This is a genomic window from Providencia sp. PROV272 (genome assembly GCF_049901975.1).
In the GTDB taxonomy this organism is placed as follows: Bacteria; Pseudomonadota; Gammaproteobacteria; order Enterobacterales; family Enterobacteriaceae; genus Providencia; species Providencia stuartii.
Map to the genome: position 1 here is coordinate 3,636,306 of NZ_CP096291.1, position 13,760 is coordinate 3,650,065.

Sequence of the window (13,760 nt, forward strand, 5' to 3'; positions counted from 1 at the left end):
TAATCACACTTTCGATACTATTCGCGAGTTTCGACTAATGGTGGAAGCTCCGCTAATGGCCAACGCGGGCGCACTGTAACGCCTAAGCCTGTTGTCGCGCCGCCTTTTAAGCGGATCAGCCCCGCTAATGCAATCATCGCACCATTATCAGTACAGAACTCTGGGCGTGCATAAAACACCTCCCCCCCACGCTGCTTTAGCACCTCTTCCATTTTAGCGCGTAGTGTACGATTGGCACTCACTCCCCCCGCCATAACTAGGCGTTTAAAACCGGTTTGTTCAAGTGCACGCTTGCATTTTATGGCTAATGTATCCACTACGGCATCTTCGAAAGCGCGTGCAATATCTGCGCGAGTTTGCTCATCATCCGCATTTTCCCGAATGGTATTAGCGGCAAAGGTTTTCAGCCCTGAAAAGCTAAAATCAAGCCCTGGTCGGTCGGTCATTGGTCGAGGGAAAACAAAACGACCTTCTGTGCCTTGTTGTGCCATACGCGATAACACTGGCCCCCCCGGATAATCTAACCCGAGTAGTTTTGCTGTTTTATCAAATGCTTCACCCGCGGCATCATCAATAGACTCACCGAGTAATTCATATTCACCAATACCAGTCACACTAATTAGCTGGGTATGTCCCCCTGACACTAATAAGGCAACGAATGGAAACTCAGGGCTTTTTTCCTCCAGCATCGGTGCTAGTAAGTGCCCTTCCATATGATGAACAGCAACAGCAGGAACGCCCCATGCAAAGGCTAGCGAACGTCCCACGGTGGCACCAACCATTAAAGCGCCTACAAGCCCCGGCCCCGCTGTATAAGCGACCGCATCAATATCGGCACTCGTAAGATTGGCTTGTTTAAGCGCGGCCTGAATGAGTGGAACCGTTTTGCGAATATGATCGCGAGAGGCCAATTCAGGAACCACGCCACCGTAGTCAGCATGAACTTTTATTTGGCTATATAATTGATTAGCTAATAGACCGGCCTTATCATCGTAGATTGCGATCCCGGTTTCATCGCAGGATGTTTCGATACCTAAAACGCGCATTGCACTACCCTTGTTTGTTGCATGAGCCAAAGTCTATCATTAAATTCAGGCTATCGTATAATTTATGATGCCAAAAGGCTGACTTTTCCTGTTGTATAGTCTATAATCAGTGCCCTGTAATAAATTTCGTGTGGCTAATTTTCATTATTACCTAAACTCGCTGTTTTTTTCATCAAAAAAACAACGAAATGGTAATCTTGTGTGTTTCAATTTTATACGGCACTTTACAAACCCGTACTCATTGAAGTAAAATTCCGCACCATTTTAAATGACGGCTGGTGGAATAAAGCCAGCAACAACCCGATTTCTATTGAGGTGAGAGGCACATGCCGGTAATTAAAGTACGTGAAAACGAGCCATTCGACGTTGCATTACGTCGTTTCAAACGTTCCTGCGAAAAAGCAGGAGTCTTAGCTGAAGTTCGTCGTCGTGAATTCTATGAAAAACCAACGACTGAGCGTAAACGCGCTAAAGCATCTGCTGTTAAGCGTCACGCTAAGAAACTGGCTCGCGAAAACGCACGCCGTACTCGCCTGTACTAATTGGTCGCGGTAACCACCGCAATCATCACAGGCAGTATTAGTAAGCAGTTAAAGGCCGTGCTTTCCTGAGGGAAGCGCGGCTTATTATCGTTCATCAACAGGCGAAAAGAGGCTTATGGCTGGACGAATCCCGCGTTCATTTATCAATGATTTGTTAGCGAGAACCGACATCATCGATTTAGTCGATGCAAAAGTCCCGTTAAAGAAACAGGGTAAAAATCATCACGCGTGCTGTCCGTTCCATAACGAAAAAACACCATCTTTCACGGTGAACAGTGAAAGGCAGTTTTATTACTGCTTTGGCTGTGGTGCACATGGTAATGCGATCGATTTCTTGATGAATTACGACAAACTCGATTTTGTTGAAGCCATCGAAGAATTATCCGCCTTACATGGCCTTGATGTTCCTTATGAAACGGGAACTGGCACAAGCCAAATTGAACTTCATCAACGGCAAAATCTGTATCAGTTGATGGAGAAAATAAACCATTTTTACCACGCTGCCTTAAATCATCCATCGGCAAGTAAAGCCAAAGATTATTTAAGCCAACGTGGTTTATCGGCTGACGTTATTGAGCATTTCTCGATAGGTTTTGCCCCTGTCGGATGGGACAACCTGCTCAAAAAATTTGCCGTAAACCCAGAAAGTCGCAAACAGCTTGATGATGCAGGTATGTTAGTGACGAATGATAGTGGCCGTACCTATGACCGTTTCAGGGAACGGGTAATGTTCCCCATTCGAGATCGTCGTGGGCGTGTTATCGCTTTTGGTGGGCGTGTTTTAGGTGACGCATTACCGAAATACCTAAACTCACCGGAAACCGATATTTTCCATAAAGGCCGGCAGCTATTTGGCCTCTATGAAGCAACGCAACACAACGGTGAACTTGATAAATTACTGGTTGTTGAAGGCTATATGGACGTTGTTGCATTGGCACAATACGGTATCCGTTATGCGGTTGCCTCACTTGGAACCTCAACAACCTCTGAACATATTCAGTTGCTCTATCGTTCAACAGATACGGTTATTTGCTGTTATGACGGCGACCGTGCTGGGAGAGAGGCAGCTTGGCGAGCCCTTGAAAATGCATTGCCCTATTTGACCGACGGTCGTCAATTACGGTTTATGTTTTTACCTGATGGCGAAGACCCTGATTCTTTAGTTCGCAAAGAAGGTAAAGAAGCATTTGAATTACGAATGAATGACGCACAAACATTATCGTCATTTCTATTTGATTCACTCGTGCCACAAGTTGACTTAAAAACACAGGAAGGACGAGCAAAATTTAGTAAGCTCGCCATCCCTTTGATAAAACAAATACCTGGTGAAACATTGCGCCTATATATGGCTCAAGAGCTAGGAAATTTTATTGGTATACCGGATATTTCTCAGGTTCTTGCTATGATTGATAGAGAGAATGCAGAACCGGTAAATTACCAAGCACCGAAATTAAAACCAACCACAATGCGTATTTTAATCGCGTTGTTGGTACAGAATCCGAGTTTTTCGGAATTCGTTCCCTCGCTAGAGGGGATAGCCCATATCCAAATGCCGGGGCTTTCTCTATTTCAGGAATTGGTTGATGTTTGCCGTTCCACCCCTGGTATGACGACTGGGCAGTTGCTTGAGCTGTATCGTGACAATAAATTCGCGAGTCAACTTGAAAAACTGGCAACTTGGAACGATATAGAAATAGAGGAGATAGCGGAAAAGACATTTAAAGATGCTTTAAACCATCTATTTAATAGCGCGCTTGACGAGCGTTTTGACTACTTGATAGCCAAAGAACGAACTGAAGGGCTGACCCCAGAAGAGCGCGCAGAAGTCCGCCTAATCACGCTTTCACGTGTGAAGACATAACTGAATACCAAACGGCTTAAGTGCCGATTTACTAAAGGCAAATGCCTGTAAAATGCTACGATTTTAAAGGGGCGTAGCGTAATAATAAAAATCCCCTTTGAATGTTCTTGTTGGCCGATTGTTTCGCCGACCGACACCAATCTAAATACTCAGAAGTGTGGATACCGTCTTATGGAGCAAAACCCGCAGTCGCAGCTTAAGCTACTCGTAACCAAGGGTAAAGAGCAAGGTTACTTAACCTATGCTGAGGTCAACGACCATCTGCCGGAAGATATCGTCGATTCAGATCAGATTGAAGATATCATCCAGATGATTAATGACATGGGCATCCAGGTCATGGAAGAAGCACCTGACGCCGATGATTTGATACTGGCTGAAACCACATCCGACACGGATGAAGATGCGGCAGAAGCTGCAGCACAAGTTCTATCCAGTGTTGAAAGTGAAATTGGTCGTACTACAGACCCTGTGCGCATGTATATGCGTGAAATGGGAACAGTCGAACTCTTAACCCGTGAGGGTGAGATCGACATCGCAAAACGTATTGAAGATGGCATAAACCAAGTTCAATGCTCTGTTGCAGAGTACCCTGAAGCCATCACTTATCTCCTTGAACAGTATGATCACGTCGAGGCAGGCGAAAGCCGTTTATCCGACCTGATCACCGGTTTCGTCGACCCTAACGCTGAGGAAGATCTCGCACCAACTGCAACACACGTTGGCTCTGAACTTCCACAAGAAGAGTTAGATAAAGACGACGATGAAGACGAAGATGATGAAGACGGCGATGACAGCGATAGCGATGATGATAACAGCATCGATCCTGAACTAGCCCGTGAAAAATTCAGCGAATTGCGCGCGCAATACGAAAAAACACGTCAGCACATTAAGCAATTTGGTCGTAACAATGCACAAACCGCACAAGCGATTGAAGAGCTTTCTGAAGTCTTCAAACAGTTCCGCTTAGTGCCAAAACAATTTGACTATCTGGTCAATAACATGCGTGAAATGATGGATCGCGTTCGCCTTCAAGAGCGTACCATCATGAAACTGTGTGTTGAACAGTGCAAAATGCCTAAGAAAAACTTCATCACGCTATTTAGCGGTAATGAAACCAGTGAAACTTGGCTAACAGCCGCCAAAGCGATGAACAAGCCTTGGTGTGAAAAGCTGGTTGAAGTTGAAGAAGAGATTTTGCGTTGTCTGCAAAGATTACGTCAAATTGAAGAAGAAACAGGCCTGACTATTGAGCAGGTGAAAGATATCAACCGTCGCATGTCTATTGGTGAAGCCAAAGCTCGCCGTGCGAAAAAAGAGATGGTTGAAGCGAACTTGCGTCTGGTTATTTCGATCGCGAAAAAATATACCAACCGTGGTTTGCAGTTCCTTGACTTGATCCAAGAAGGGAATATCGGTCTGATGAAAGCGGTTGATAAGTTTGAATATCGCCGTGGTTATAAATTCTCGACCTATGCAACTTGGTGGATCCGTCAGGCAATTACGCGTTCTATCGCAGATCAGGCTCGTACCATCCGTATTCCTGTTCACATGATTGAAACCATCAATAAATTGAACCGTATCTCTCGTCAGATGCTACAGGAAATGGGCCGTGAACCTTCACCAGAAGAGTTAGCGGAACGCATGATGATGCCGGAAGATAAGATCCGTAAGGTACTGAAAATAGCTAAAGAGCCTATCTCTATGGAGACGCCAATTGGTGATGATGAAGATTCACATCTCGGCGATTTCATTGAAGATAATACTTTAGAACTGCCATTAGACTCAGCAACTTCAGAAAGTCTACGTTCGGCAACTCATGAAGTATTAGCTGGCTTGACTGCACGTGAAGCAAAAGTACTGCGTATGCGTTTTGGTATCGATATGAACACTGACCACACGCTAGAAGAAGTGGGTAAACAGTTCGATGTTACCCGTGAGCGTATCCGTCAGATCGAAGCAAAAGCACTGCGTAAATTGCGTCATCCAAGCCGCTCAGAAGTTCTACGTAGCTTCCTTGACGAATAATTCAGTCTTTAAACACCTGCTTCGGCAGGTGTTTTTTTTATTCGCCTAATTAATACACTAAATGTTCACTTTTCGACGTTTAACAATCAACCATAGCGTGAAAACCACAACACCCGCCCCACCTATCATCGCCACATTAAACCCTGATGTCATTGCTGCTCGAACAGCTTGAGCAACATAAGGCAAAGTAACTGATGAAGTATTATTAATAAGTAAACTGACTTCTTGAGCAGGTACGGTTGCCATTAACATTTCATCATGCTGTAATTGATTGAGTGCTTGATGCGTCATTAATGTCCCTAATAGTGCGATCCCCAATGTCATGCCTGTTTGCCGTAACGCATTCATCACCGCGGAGGCAACCCCTGAATAGGCTTTATCAACACTCCCCATAATCAAAGCTCCTATCGCCGGTGTCGCCATTCCCATCCCAGCCCCCAGCACAAATAAAAGCAAAGCAATAACCGTATAAGCCGTATCTGCATTCACCAAACCAAGCGCAGTAGATGTTAGTGCAATAAGCACAAACCCTAAAATCATTAAATTTCTGACACTCGTCAATCGAGTCAAGTGACCGAAAGAGAAAGAAAATAGTGCCATGGCAACAAATTCAGGAGCCATACGCAATCCTGCCTCAAAGGCTCCCCAGCCCTGCCCTTTTTGTAGAAATAAGGCGATAAAAAATACATTGCTGTAGGTCGCAAAACCAAGCGTAAAAGAGGCCACGTTATATTGAAAAAAGTATTGATTAGTTTTAAACAAAAAGATGGGAAATAAAGGCCTTGCGACTTTCATTTCGACTATCACAAAACTGATCAAAGCGAGAAAACCTACAGTTAATCCCCCTATCGTCATAACGCTTCCCCACCCTTGCGCTCCTGCTTCAATTAAGCCATATGTGACACCCGCAAGCGCAACAATACTCAAGCATTGGCCTAATGGATCAAAGGCGGCTTTCTCGGGATCTGCACTTTCATCAATGCCTATCCAACCCAACAACAAAGTGACTATTCCAAGAGGAAGATTAATTAAAAAGATCGTTGGCCAATCAAACAGTTCAACTAATAACCCGCCTAAAATAGGACCAATTATCAATGACAATGCACTCACAGCAGACCAGATCCCGATTATCTTCACTCGCTCAATATCATTCAAAAATGCTTGGGTAATAATAGATAAAGCACCGGGGATCAGTGCTGCTGCCGCAATGCCTTGGGTCACTCTTCCCCAAATCAGCATATTTGTTGTCGTCGCTATCGCGCAAAGGGCAGAGCCAAGTGTAAAAATGGCGATCCCTGCTAGCCACACTTTTTTACGCCCATAACGATCACTAATCGGCCCCACAGACAAAATCAATGCAGATAAACAAAGCGCATAAGCATCAATGATCCACTGGAGCATTCCCATATCAGCATTGAGATCCCGTTGAATTGCAGGTAATGCAACATTGACGATGCTGATATCTAATGTCGCCATAAACGTGCCTAAACAAACGGCAGAGATCAAAAAAAGACGTTTCATTATTCTCACCTTCCCATCAAATGATGCCTTTATCATAATTATCGACCGACCGACGGTCAATAACAAATGAGATTGAATATCATTTAATGTTAGGGATCAATAAGATCACGCCTGTAGGTTTAATGAAAAGGGATCATTAACTAAGTTATAGGGGGATGTTGATAAACCAAGCCTACTTTATCAATTCATAAAATAAGACCATCACTAAAAGGTTTAGTAATGGTCTTATTAAACGGATATAGCATAAGTCAAAATTATTCACTGCCCAGTATTATTTCACAGGCAATTCTGTTCACTTCAACAAATTCATGCCATGTATATTGATCGTGATAATGAAGCAAATACTGTTTATCGACACGACAGATATCTGGGCGCTCTTCGTAAATAGTGCATAACATGCTAGTTTCATTATAATGTTTACAGATGCCATCGCCTCTATCAAGAAATTGAGTTTCATTAGCGCGATCAACATGGCGGCAGCATGCTCCACATTTATCACAAGGAAATAGCTCGGTTTCTAAAATCATAATGAATCCAGCCAATCACTGAATGAATCATCACTATCTACATCATAGGGTAATGCAATATTGCTCCGTTTAATTTCCTGATTAAGAATAATTTTTCGCTCATATTCTGTATTTGTCGCCTGCAATGCATGGGTAAACGTCTGCATTTCAGCAACATTAAAATTAAATTCAAGCTGAGCAAGTTCTGTTAGGTATTTATCTAAAGCAGCATTAACATCTCGGTAGTACTTTAATGTTAGCTCATACTTATTGCGGAATTTATTTAAAAAACGCCAAATCTTTTGCATTAAATTACTGTGCTCTAAATAATAGCACATCGCCAATGTCAATAAACCAGAGACTAAAGCCCCAATGAATAGCGCAACATCATTACCGAATGGGAATGATAATATTCCATTCAAATATGTTGTTATCATTGAACCGAGTACAACAGAAATACTGGTCGATATAATTTTAATGGCTGATTTTAGTAAATCCCCTAATGCTAAATTTTCTGGATTAAAAAAGAGCAGCTTCACAGCAGAAAATAGGCTATTTGCAGACTCTCGGATTAACTTCCCTATCATTTTTGTCGATGTTAGGAAAATATTCAACATGGTGGTTGTAACACTGGCTAATAACCCACCAAACAACCCATTATTAAACTCAGTCCAAAAATCTTTAAAACGAGCTTTTAATCTTTCCCAAATATTCGTAACAACACCTTTCAAATCCTCCAAGAAAAGTTTAAATTTAAAGTTTGTTTTATGCTGTTCAATCAATTTAGGAATCGAATCTTTTAATTCAAACCAAAGCTCTGCAAATACAATCCCTAGCATTTGCCTTGCTCCCATTCTCAACCCAGTGTTAATAGCCGCTGATGCCGTATTCACAAAAAACTTACTGCTACTGTAGTACTTGCTACTAATTTCTGCATCATACTGTTTTCTGGCCTTTTCATCGACAGCCTTCATGGCATCAAAATTGGCTTTCTGCTTATTCTTAAGTGTCTTGAGTTTTTTTAACTCAATATCGGTTAGTTGCCCTTTACTTTCTAATGCACTAATTTCTGCTTTAAGCAGTGTTTGCTGTGACTTTAGATTCGAAATAAAGTCTGCCATTTTTTTGGCTTTTTTCGACTTATTTAATGTTTCATTCGTAAAGGTCAAATTTGAGTCACGGTTAGCTAAATCCGCACCGTCAATTTCAGCAAGAACACGTGCAGGGTCATTATGCACTTCATAAGCCGCAATAATATGATCAAGATTAGTCACATCATGTTGGCTAAACGTTTCTCCTGTATAGGAGTCCGTTAACTCACCCGCTAACTTTTTTTGTTTGCCTTTGCGGTTTGTCTCTTTGTAATTCTCGTGGCTGTGGTATGCATGTGAATCATATTCACCACGATCCCGATAACAATTTTTTTCTTCCTCGGTTGCCCAAATATCATTTCTGACATTATGCACCGTATCAACATCCCCCCCTTTTTTATCTTTTAATAATAAAAAATCCAAACCAAAGGAAGTGACTAAACTTTGAACAATCGTATCGTTCACTTCTTTTTGCCAATTATAATTTGTCTGTTGCATATGTCTTACCTATAAGTAGCAGTGAAAGTACTGCTACTTATGATTTATGATGCCATCAAGATAACGTAAAACGCTTAGTTTCATCTAATCGCTTATCTAAACATTCCTGATTTAATATTTTCAGACCATGGCTATCTGTTTCAATCTCGATAACCTCATCAACAATAATAGCCTCATTATTTTGATTTAATTTCGGCTTAAATAATGGTGTCGTAATTAGGTTAGTCATAATAGCTGCAAGTTTATAACCATTATTAATAGTGAGCTTTAACTCATCCGTAATGCCATGGGTGTTAGCCTGACCTAATGCTTTATTACGTTGAATCATTTTGTCGGCTTCTATGAGTGCTAATAGATATGGTTTAAACACGGTAAATTGTGCTTCTAAAACATGATAAATAGCGACAACGTACTCTTTGGTTTTGGTTAAATTTTCATAAGCCAAAGTCATTTTTGCAACGGCACCATTAACTTCAGAGCGAATTTTTTGGGCATTATCTAATGCTTTTTCAGCGTGAGAATTATAAGCCCAACCAGCAATCGCTAAGATAGGAGCAACAACAGCACCACCTAACACCATTGCTCCACCTGCCATCCCCCAACCACCAGCAGCTAGAGAACCGCCACCGATAGCCGCCATTGTCGCATTATAAGCAGCCGCACCTGAAAGCGCTGCAATTGGTGTTCCTGTAGATGCAGCCGCGAATGCCATAACACCACCATAGACAGCAAACCCCGCAGCAGCACTTGATGCACCGGCTCCCACTAAGGTTCCAAGATACTCTGTCGCTGAAATAGCGAGGTTTTCAATTTTATTGATTTCATGACGTGGAATCGAAATTGAAATATCCTGTCCTGATTCATTAAGCTGCTTTAATATTGATTGTGCGATAGTGTTAAATTTATTGAAACTTTTACCGATTTTTAACTCAAGCGTACCTAACTTTTCTAATTCCGTTGTCGTGCTAACATTTATTGACTCTAGCACTTCTTTTTTTTCATCATAACGACGTTTAGAGCTCTCTAAAATATCGTCAGCTTCTGATTTTGTTTGGTATCCGTCATAAGCTTTCTTTCCACCAAACGCGGCGGCCGCAATAGCTGCACCAGCAATAATAAATGGTATTGCCATAAAATCCTCTCAGTTTTAATAAAATGAAAATAACTAGTTACAATTGACTAATATAATCCCGTAGGTTTTGTTCAAACTTTATCTTTAACCATTCTGGCTCTAAAACTTTAATATTTGGGATCCAATATTGAATTAAAGGTAAAATTTGCTTTTCACTCATCGCAGAGCATGAAATTGTTAGAGAATCACTACTTTCATCAACAATACACTGATTAGGTAAAACATCTCTTCTTTTGAAGTAATCAGCTATCGACTTTGAAACCAATACTCGAGCATGAAAATAATTATGGCTAGTCCATGGGTCTTTACTCTCCATTAACATATTGACAATATTATTATCAGGTAAAAAAGTTTTTTTGCTGACATCTAACCATTCAATCCTATTTAGTGAAAATGATTTAAGCTTCCCCTCTTCGATAGCATTCAAGTACCAAATCGTATTGTGACAGATGAGCTTATATGGATATATTGTCCGATTTTTGCTTTTATACAAAATATGACATTCTCTTTTATTATCAATTGCATACCTAATTCTTTCATAATGTGTTTTTAAGTAGCTCTTGATCTTATGCTCAATGCCATTAAATTTAATGAGAACACTTCTGTTCTGAATAGTCTCAGGAATACTCTTCAAAAAAGACTGACTAAAATCAGGCAAATACTTATCTATACCAAAAAAAGAAATCATTTTATAATATTCGACAACTGTCGAAAAACCATACTTTGAATTCCCTTTATGCTCTAAAATTAAGTTTAGCGAATTCAAATCTCGATAAATCGTCCGCTCGCTGACTTTAAAACGAGAGGCTAATTCATACTTATCTACTTCACCATAAAGATATGCTTCGAGAATAATTGTTGCTAATCTGACTCCTTGATTTTTTTTATAGTCATCCATTTTATCACCAACTATGATTTAGGTTAATATTGATTACGCAAAGAATATCAAACTCAGTGACAAATGGCGTCAGTACAAAACTTTTTATCGTATAAGATAACTCTCATTTTTATATCATAGCAATTTTTCTGCTACCTTTAATTAAAACCCTTATTAAGGGTAATTACCTTTTATTTAAAAACCACTGTAATTCTGCACAGACTATTTAAGAGTAAACAGCCAATAAAAAACATTAATAACAAAATTACGCTTAATAGGTGATTTTTATTCTAACGACAAGTTAAAAATGCTCATAAAACAAACTGTGATTATCTAATTCTTATTATCTTAGTCTTTTAATAAAGGGAAAACGAGACCATGATTAAGTAGCGTGATGACTTTAACTGGGTTGGAAATAGTGATAATGATGGCAGCATAGTCGCTCGCACATGTGAGCGGCGGATTCAAGTCCGAAGTGCAACGCTAAGCCGCCTTTCTTAGCTCCGCAAACACCACCGAAGGTTGTCTGAACCCCAGACACTTGCGTGGCCTGCTGTTCAACGCTCCCTGATAGCGTTGTAAGTCTTCTTCTGTCACTGTCCGCAGGTCTGTTCCTTTCGGGATAAACTGTCTTAACAACCCATTCGTATTCTCGTTCAGCCCACGCTCATGCGAGGCATACGGATGGGCAAAGTACGTATCTGCGTTCAGTGCTTCTGCTATCGCCTTGTGCTCACTAAACTCTAGACCGTTATCGAACGTTATTGTGTGACATACATCCTGATACTCACTCAGCAGTGAGATAATGGCCTTACTGACTTCCACCGCATCCTTTGAAAACACCTTTTTTGTCAGGTAAATACGGCTTTTGCGTTCTGCCAGTGTCACGATAGCACCAGTGCCCTGTTTACCCTGCACCAAATCGGCCTCCCAGTCCCCCAGACGGCTACGGTCATCGACGACTGACGGCCGTAGCTCAATGGATACCGCATCAGGGATGCGCCCTCGTTTCTGCCCGTAGCCCTTACGATATCGCCGTTTGCCCTGCCTAAGATGCCTGTACAACTCGCCACCGCTACGCTTATCCGCATAGATATACTGGTAAATCCATTCATGGCTGACGCTAAGACCAATAATGCTGCCAATTGCACTTATTTGCTCAGGACTCCACTTCCACTCCAGAGCAAATATCACGAAATCTATGGTCTGCTGAGGAATTGTCCTTTTGGCAGATGACAGCCGCCTATCACAGCACTTCTGGTGTGCCTGTTGTGGGTTATAACCAGTATCTGAAGTGTTACGCCTCAGTTCACGGGAGACCGTGGACTTGCTTACACCGATACGGATACCTATCTCATGGCAGGATAAATTATCCTCACGCAGTATCGATATCTGGTATCGTTGTCCTTCGGTTAGTTGCTGATACTTCATACTTACTCGCTCATCTTTGGTCGGAAGAGCAGGATAGCTTATCAGTAGCTAACCGTCCTTCCATCTAACATGACCGAGCGTTGCACTTATTATCTGAATTCGCGAGCAACATTTTAATGTATAAAGGAATATCCTAGTTATCCCCAGCCAATATGTCGAAAATTCGATTAAAAATGATAATGAAGATGAAAAAACATTAGCCTACTGTTCAAAAATACGCTAACGCTTTAATAAGTAAGTTAGTTTTTATTTATAGGAGTTTCATGCAAATATACCCAAAAACAACGTTCCCCGAGTACCTTAATACAAACCGTAGCAGTTCGTAACAGCCTTGATTCAGGGGTTTCATGCAACTCTTGATACTGTATCCAGCAATACTCACCTAGCTCAAAAATTGGTTTAATATCTGATAATGTGATTGTAAGTGAAGGCCTTGTGCCTATATTTTGGCTAAACAACTCATTCACTTGCTCTAAACCAATACGTTCTCCCTTAATTGTCACCATTGCAAAAGCATCATCAAAGCTAGCTAATAAAGGGGTTAATGCATGCGTATCTTTGCCAGTAAATACATTTTCAATCAAGATATGTAGATCTATAACACTCTGCAACGCTTTTTCCATGTGACTCATAAATTATCTCTCTTTTAATACTGCGATTAATGATAGTAGGCCGACAACCGCTGCTATCATGAAGGTATACTGATAGCGTAATAAATCATTTTGTACGGTGACGACACTAAAAATAGATACCAACACGACCGTTCCCACACTGAACGAAACTTGGCGATTAATATTCCATAGCACACTCCCTTGCAATAAATCCTTCCCTGAAAAATCAATTAATGCACTGATCTGAGCGGTATTAGTACACAACCCACCACCAGCCCCCATTAATAAATAAGCAGCAATGAGTAGAGGCAAATCTGAATAACTTGATACCCAAAACAGCAACATTATTCCTAAGCTATGAGTCGTCATTCCTGCAAAAAATAGCGTTTTCTTACCAACTTGGTGATAGAGGTAACCACCACTTAGCATTGATAGTAGTGCCCCCGCGGCATATAGCAGCATAAACATACCCGTCTGAGCTGCACTAAAATGCAAATTGCTTTGTAAGTTAAAAATATTGAGTAAATTGACACCTGTAAATACACCAGGTACTGCGTAATAAACAATAAAAGCATTACGCAAATTGCTATTTACGAGTAACTGAAAATTTAAAATGGGC

At 41.2% G+C, this 13,760-nt stretch carries 12 protein-coding genes; 3 read left to right on the forward strand and 9 right to left on the reverse strand.

Going from position 1 to position 13,760, the window contains the following annotated elements:
* Positions 1–17: 17 nt before the first annotated feature.
* On the reverse strand, positions 18–1,046 hold the full coding sequence (gene tsaD, locus M1E93_RS16835) for a tRNA (adenosine(37)-N6)-threonylcarbamoyltransferase complex transferase subunit TsaD (protein WP_004925183.1): 1,029 nt from the start codon (positions 1,044–1,046) through the stop codon (positions 18–20).
* 326 nt (positions 1,047–1,372) lie between these two features.
* Between tsaD and rpsU the strand changes: the two genes are divergently transcribed.
* The 3 genes from rpsU (at position 1,373) to rpoD (ending at position 5,474) form a co-directional block, all read left to right on the forward strand.
* Positions 1,373–1,588 carry a 30S ribosomal protein S21 gene (rpsU, locus tag M1E93_RS16840; RefSeq protein WP_001144069.1) on the forward strand — a complete coding sequence of 72 codons (216 nt, stop codon included), beginning with the start codon at positions 1,373–1,375 and terminating at the stop codon, positions 1,586–1,588.
* Between the two features lie 115 nt (positions 1,589–1,703).
* Positions 1,704–3,449: a DNA primase gene (dnaG, locus tag M1E93_RS16845; RefSeq protein WP_104873245.1), complete on the forward strand. Its 1,746-nt coding sequence runs from the start codon at positions 1,704–1,706 to the stop codon at positions 3,447–3,449.
* 117 nt (positions 3,450–3,566) lie between these two features.
* Positions 3,567–5,474 (forward strand): RNA polymerase sigma factor RpoD, encoded by a 1,908-nt coding sequence (rpoD, locus tag M1E93_RS16850; protein WP_120752680.1) that lies wholly within the window; start codon positions 3,567–3,569, stop codon positions 5,472–5,474.
* A 57-nt stretch (positions 5,475–5,531) separates the two neighbouring features.
* Here the strand turns inward: rpoD and M1E93_RS16855 are convergent, their stop codons facing one another.
* The 8 genes from M1E93_RS16855 to M1E93_RS16890 all read right to left on the reverse strand — a co-directional run bounded on the left by M1E93_RS16855 (position 5,532) and on the right by M1E93_RS16890 (position 13,723).
* On the reverse strand, positions 5,532–6,995 hold the full coding sequence (locus M1E93_RS16855; RefSeq protein ID WP_104873244.1) for an MFS transporter: 1,464 nt from the start codon (positions 6,993–6,995) through the stop codon (positions 5,532–5,534).
* Positions 6,996–7,249: 254 nt separating this feature from the next.
* On the reverse strand, positions 7,250–7,522 hold the full coding sequence (locus tag M1E93_RS16860) for a YkgJ family cysteine cluster protein (protein ID WP_004925202.1): 273 nt from the start codon (positions 7,520–7,522) through the stop codon (positions 7,250–7,252).
* The gene (locus tag M1E93_RS16865) at positions 7,519–9,090 is read right to left on the reverse strand and encodes a cobalamin adenosyltransferase (RefSeq protein ID WP_426207032.1); all 1,572 of its coding nucleotides are present in this window, start codon (positions 9,088–9,090) and stop codon (positions 7,519–7,521) included. Before M1E93_RS16865 ends, M1E93_RS16860 begins: the two co-directional genes overlap by 4 nt.
* Positions 9,091–9,145: 55 nt before the next feature.
* On the reverse strand, positions 9,146–10,222 hold the full coding sequence (locus M1E93_RS16870; RefSeq protein ID WP_004925206.1) for a hypothetical protein: 1,077 nt from the start codon (positions 10,220–10,222) through the stop codon (positions 9,146–9,148).
* Positions 10,223–10,259: 37 nt separating this feature from the next.
* Positions 10,260–11,120, reverse strand: a complete 861-nt coding sequence (locus M1E93_RS16875; RefSeq protein WP_061064382.1) for a helix-turn-helix transcriptional regulator — start codon at positions 11,118–11,120, stop codon at positions 10,260–10,262.
* Positions 11,121–11,582: 462 nt separating this feature from the next.
* Entirely contained in the window at positions 11,583–12,530 is a 948-nt protein-coding gene (locus M1E93_RS16880) for an IS30 family transposase (protein ID WP_140035165.1), read from the reverse strand.
* Between the two features lie 239 nt (positions 12,531–12,769).
* Complete coding sequence (locus M1E93_RS16885) at positions 12,770–13,162, reverse strand: hypothetical protein (RefSeq protein ID WP_174822174.1); 393 nt, start codon at positions 13,160–13,162, stop codon at positions 12,770–12,772.
* A gap of 3 nt (positions 13,163–13,165) precedes the next feature.
* Positions 13,166–13,723, reverse strand: a complete 558-nt coding sequence (locus M1E93_RS16890; RefSeq protein ID WP_318559247.1) for an MFS transporter — start codon at positions 13,721–13,723, stop codon at positions 13,166–13,168.
* Positions 13,724–13,760: the final 37 nt, after the last annotated feature.

Coding starts and splice junctions, on each gene's coding strand:
- tsaD (WP_004925183.1), bottom strand. CDS start 1,046: ATGCGCGTTTTAGGTATCGAAACATCCTGCGATGAAACCGGGATCGCA.
- rpsU (WP_001144069.1), top strand. CDS start 1,373: ATGCCGGTAATTAAAGTACGTGAAAACGAGCCATTCGACGTTGCATTA.
- dnaG (WP_104873245.1), top strand. CDS start 1,704: ATGGCTGGACGAATCCCGCGTTCATTTATCAATGATTTGTTAGCGAGA.
- M1E93_RS16855 (WP_104873244.1), bottom strand. CDS start 6,995: ATGAAACGTCTTTTTTTGATCTCTGCCGTTTGTTTAGGCACGTTTATG.
- M1E93_RS16860 (WP_004925202.1), bottom strand. CDS start 7,522: ATGATTTTAGAAACCGAGCTATTTCCTTGTGATAAATGTGGAGCATGC.
- M1E93_RS16865 (WP_426207032.1), bottom strand. CDS start 9,090: ATGCAACAGACAAATTATAATTGGCAAAAAGAAGTGAACGATACGATT.
- M1E93_RS16870 (WP_004925206.1), bottom strand. CDS start 10,222: ATGGCAATACCATTTATTATTGCTGGTGCAGCTATTGCGGCCGCCGCG.
- M1E93_RS16875 (WP_061064382.1), bottom strand. CDS start 11,120: ATGGATGACTATAAAAAAAATCAAGGAGTCAGATTAGCAACAATTATT.
- M1E93_RS16880 (WP_140035165.1), bottom strand. CDS start 12,530: ATGAAGTATCAGCAACTAACCGAAGGACAACGATACCAGATATCGATA.
- M1E93_RS16885 (WP_174822174.1), bottom strand. CDS start 13,162: ATGAGTCACATGGAAAAAGCGTTGCAGAGTGTTATAGATCTACATATC.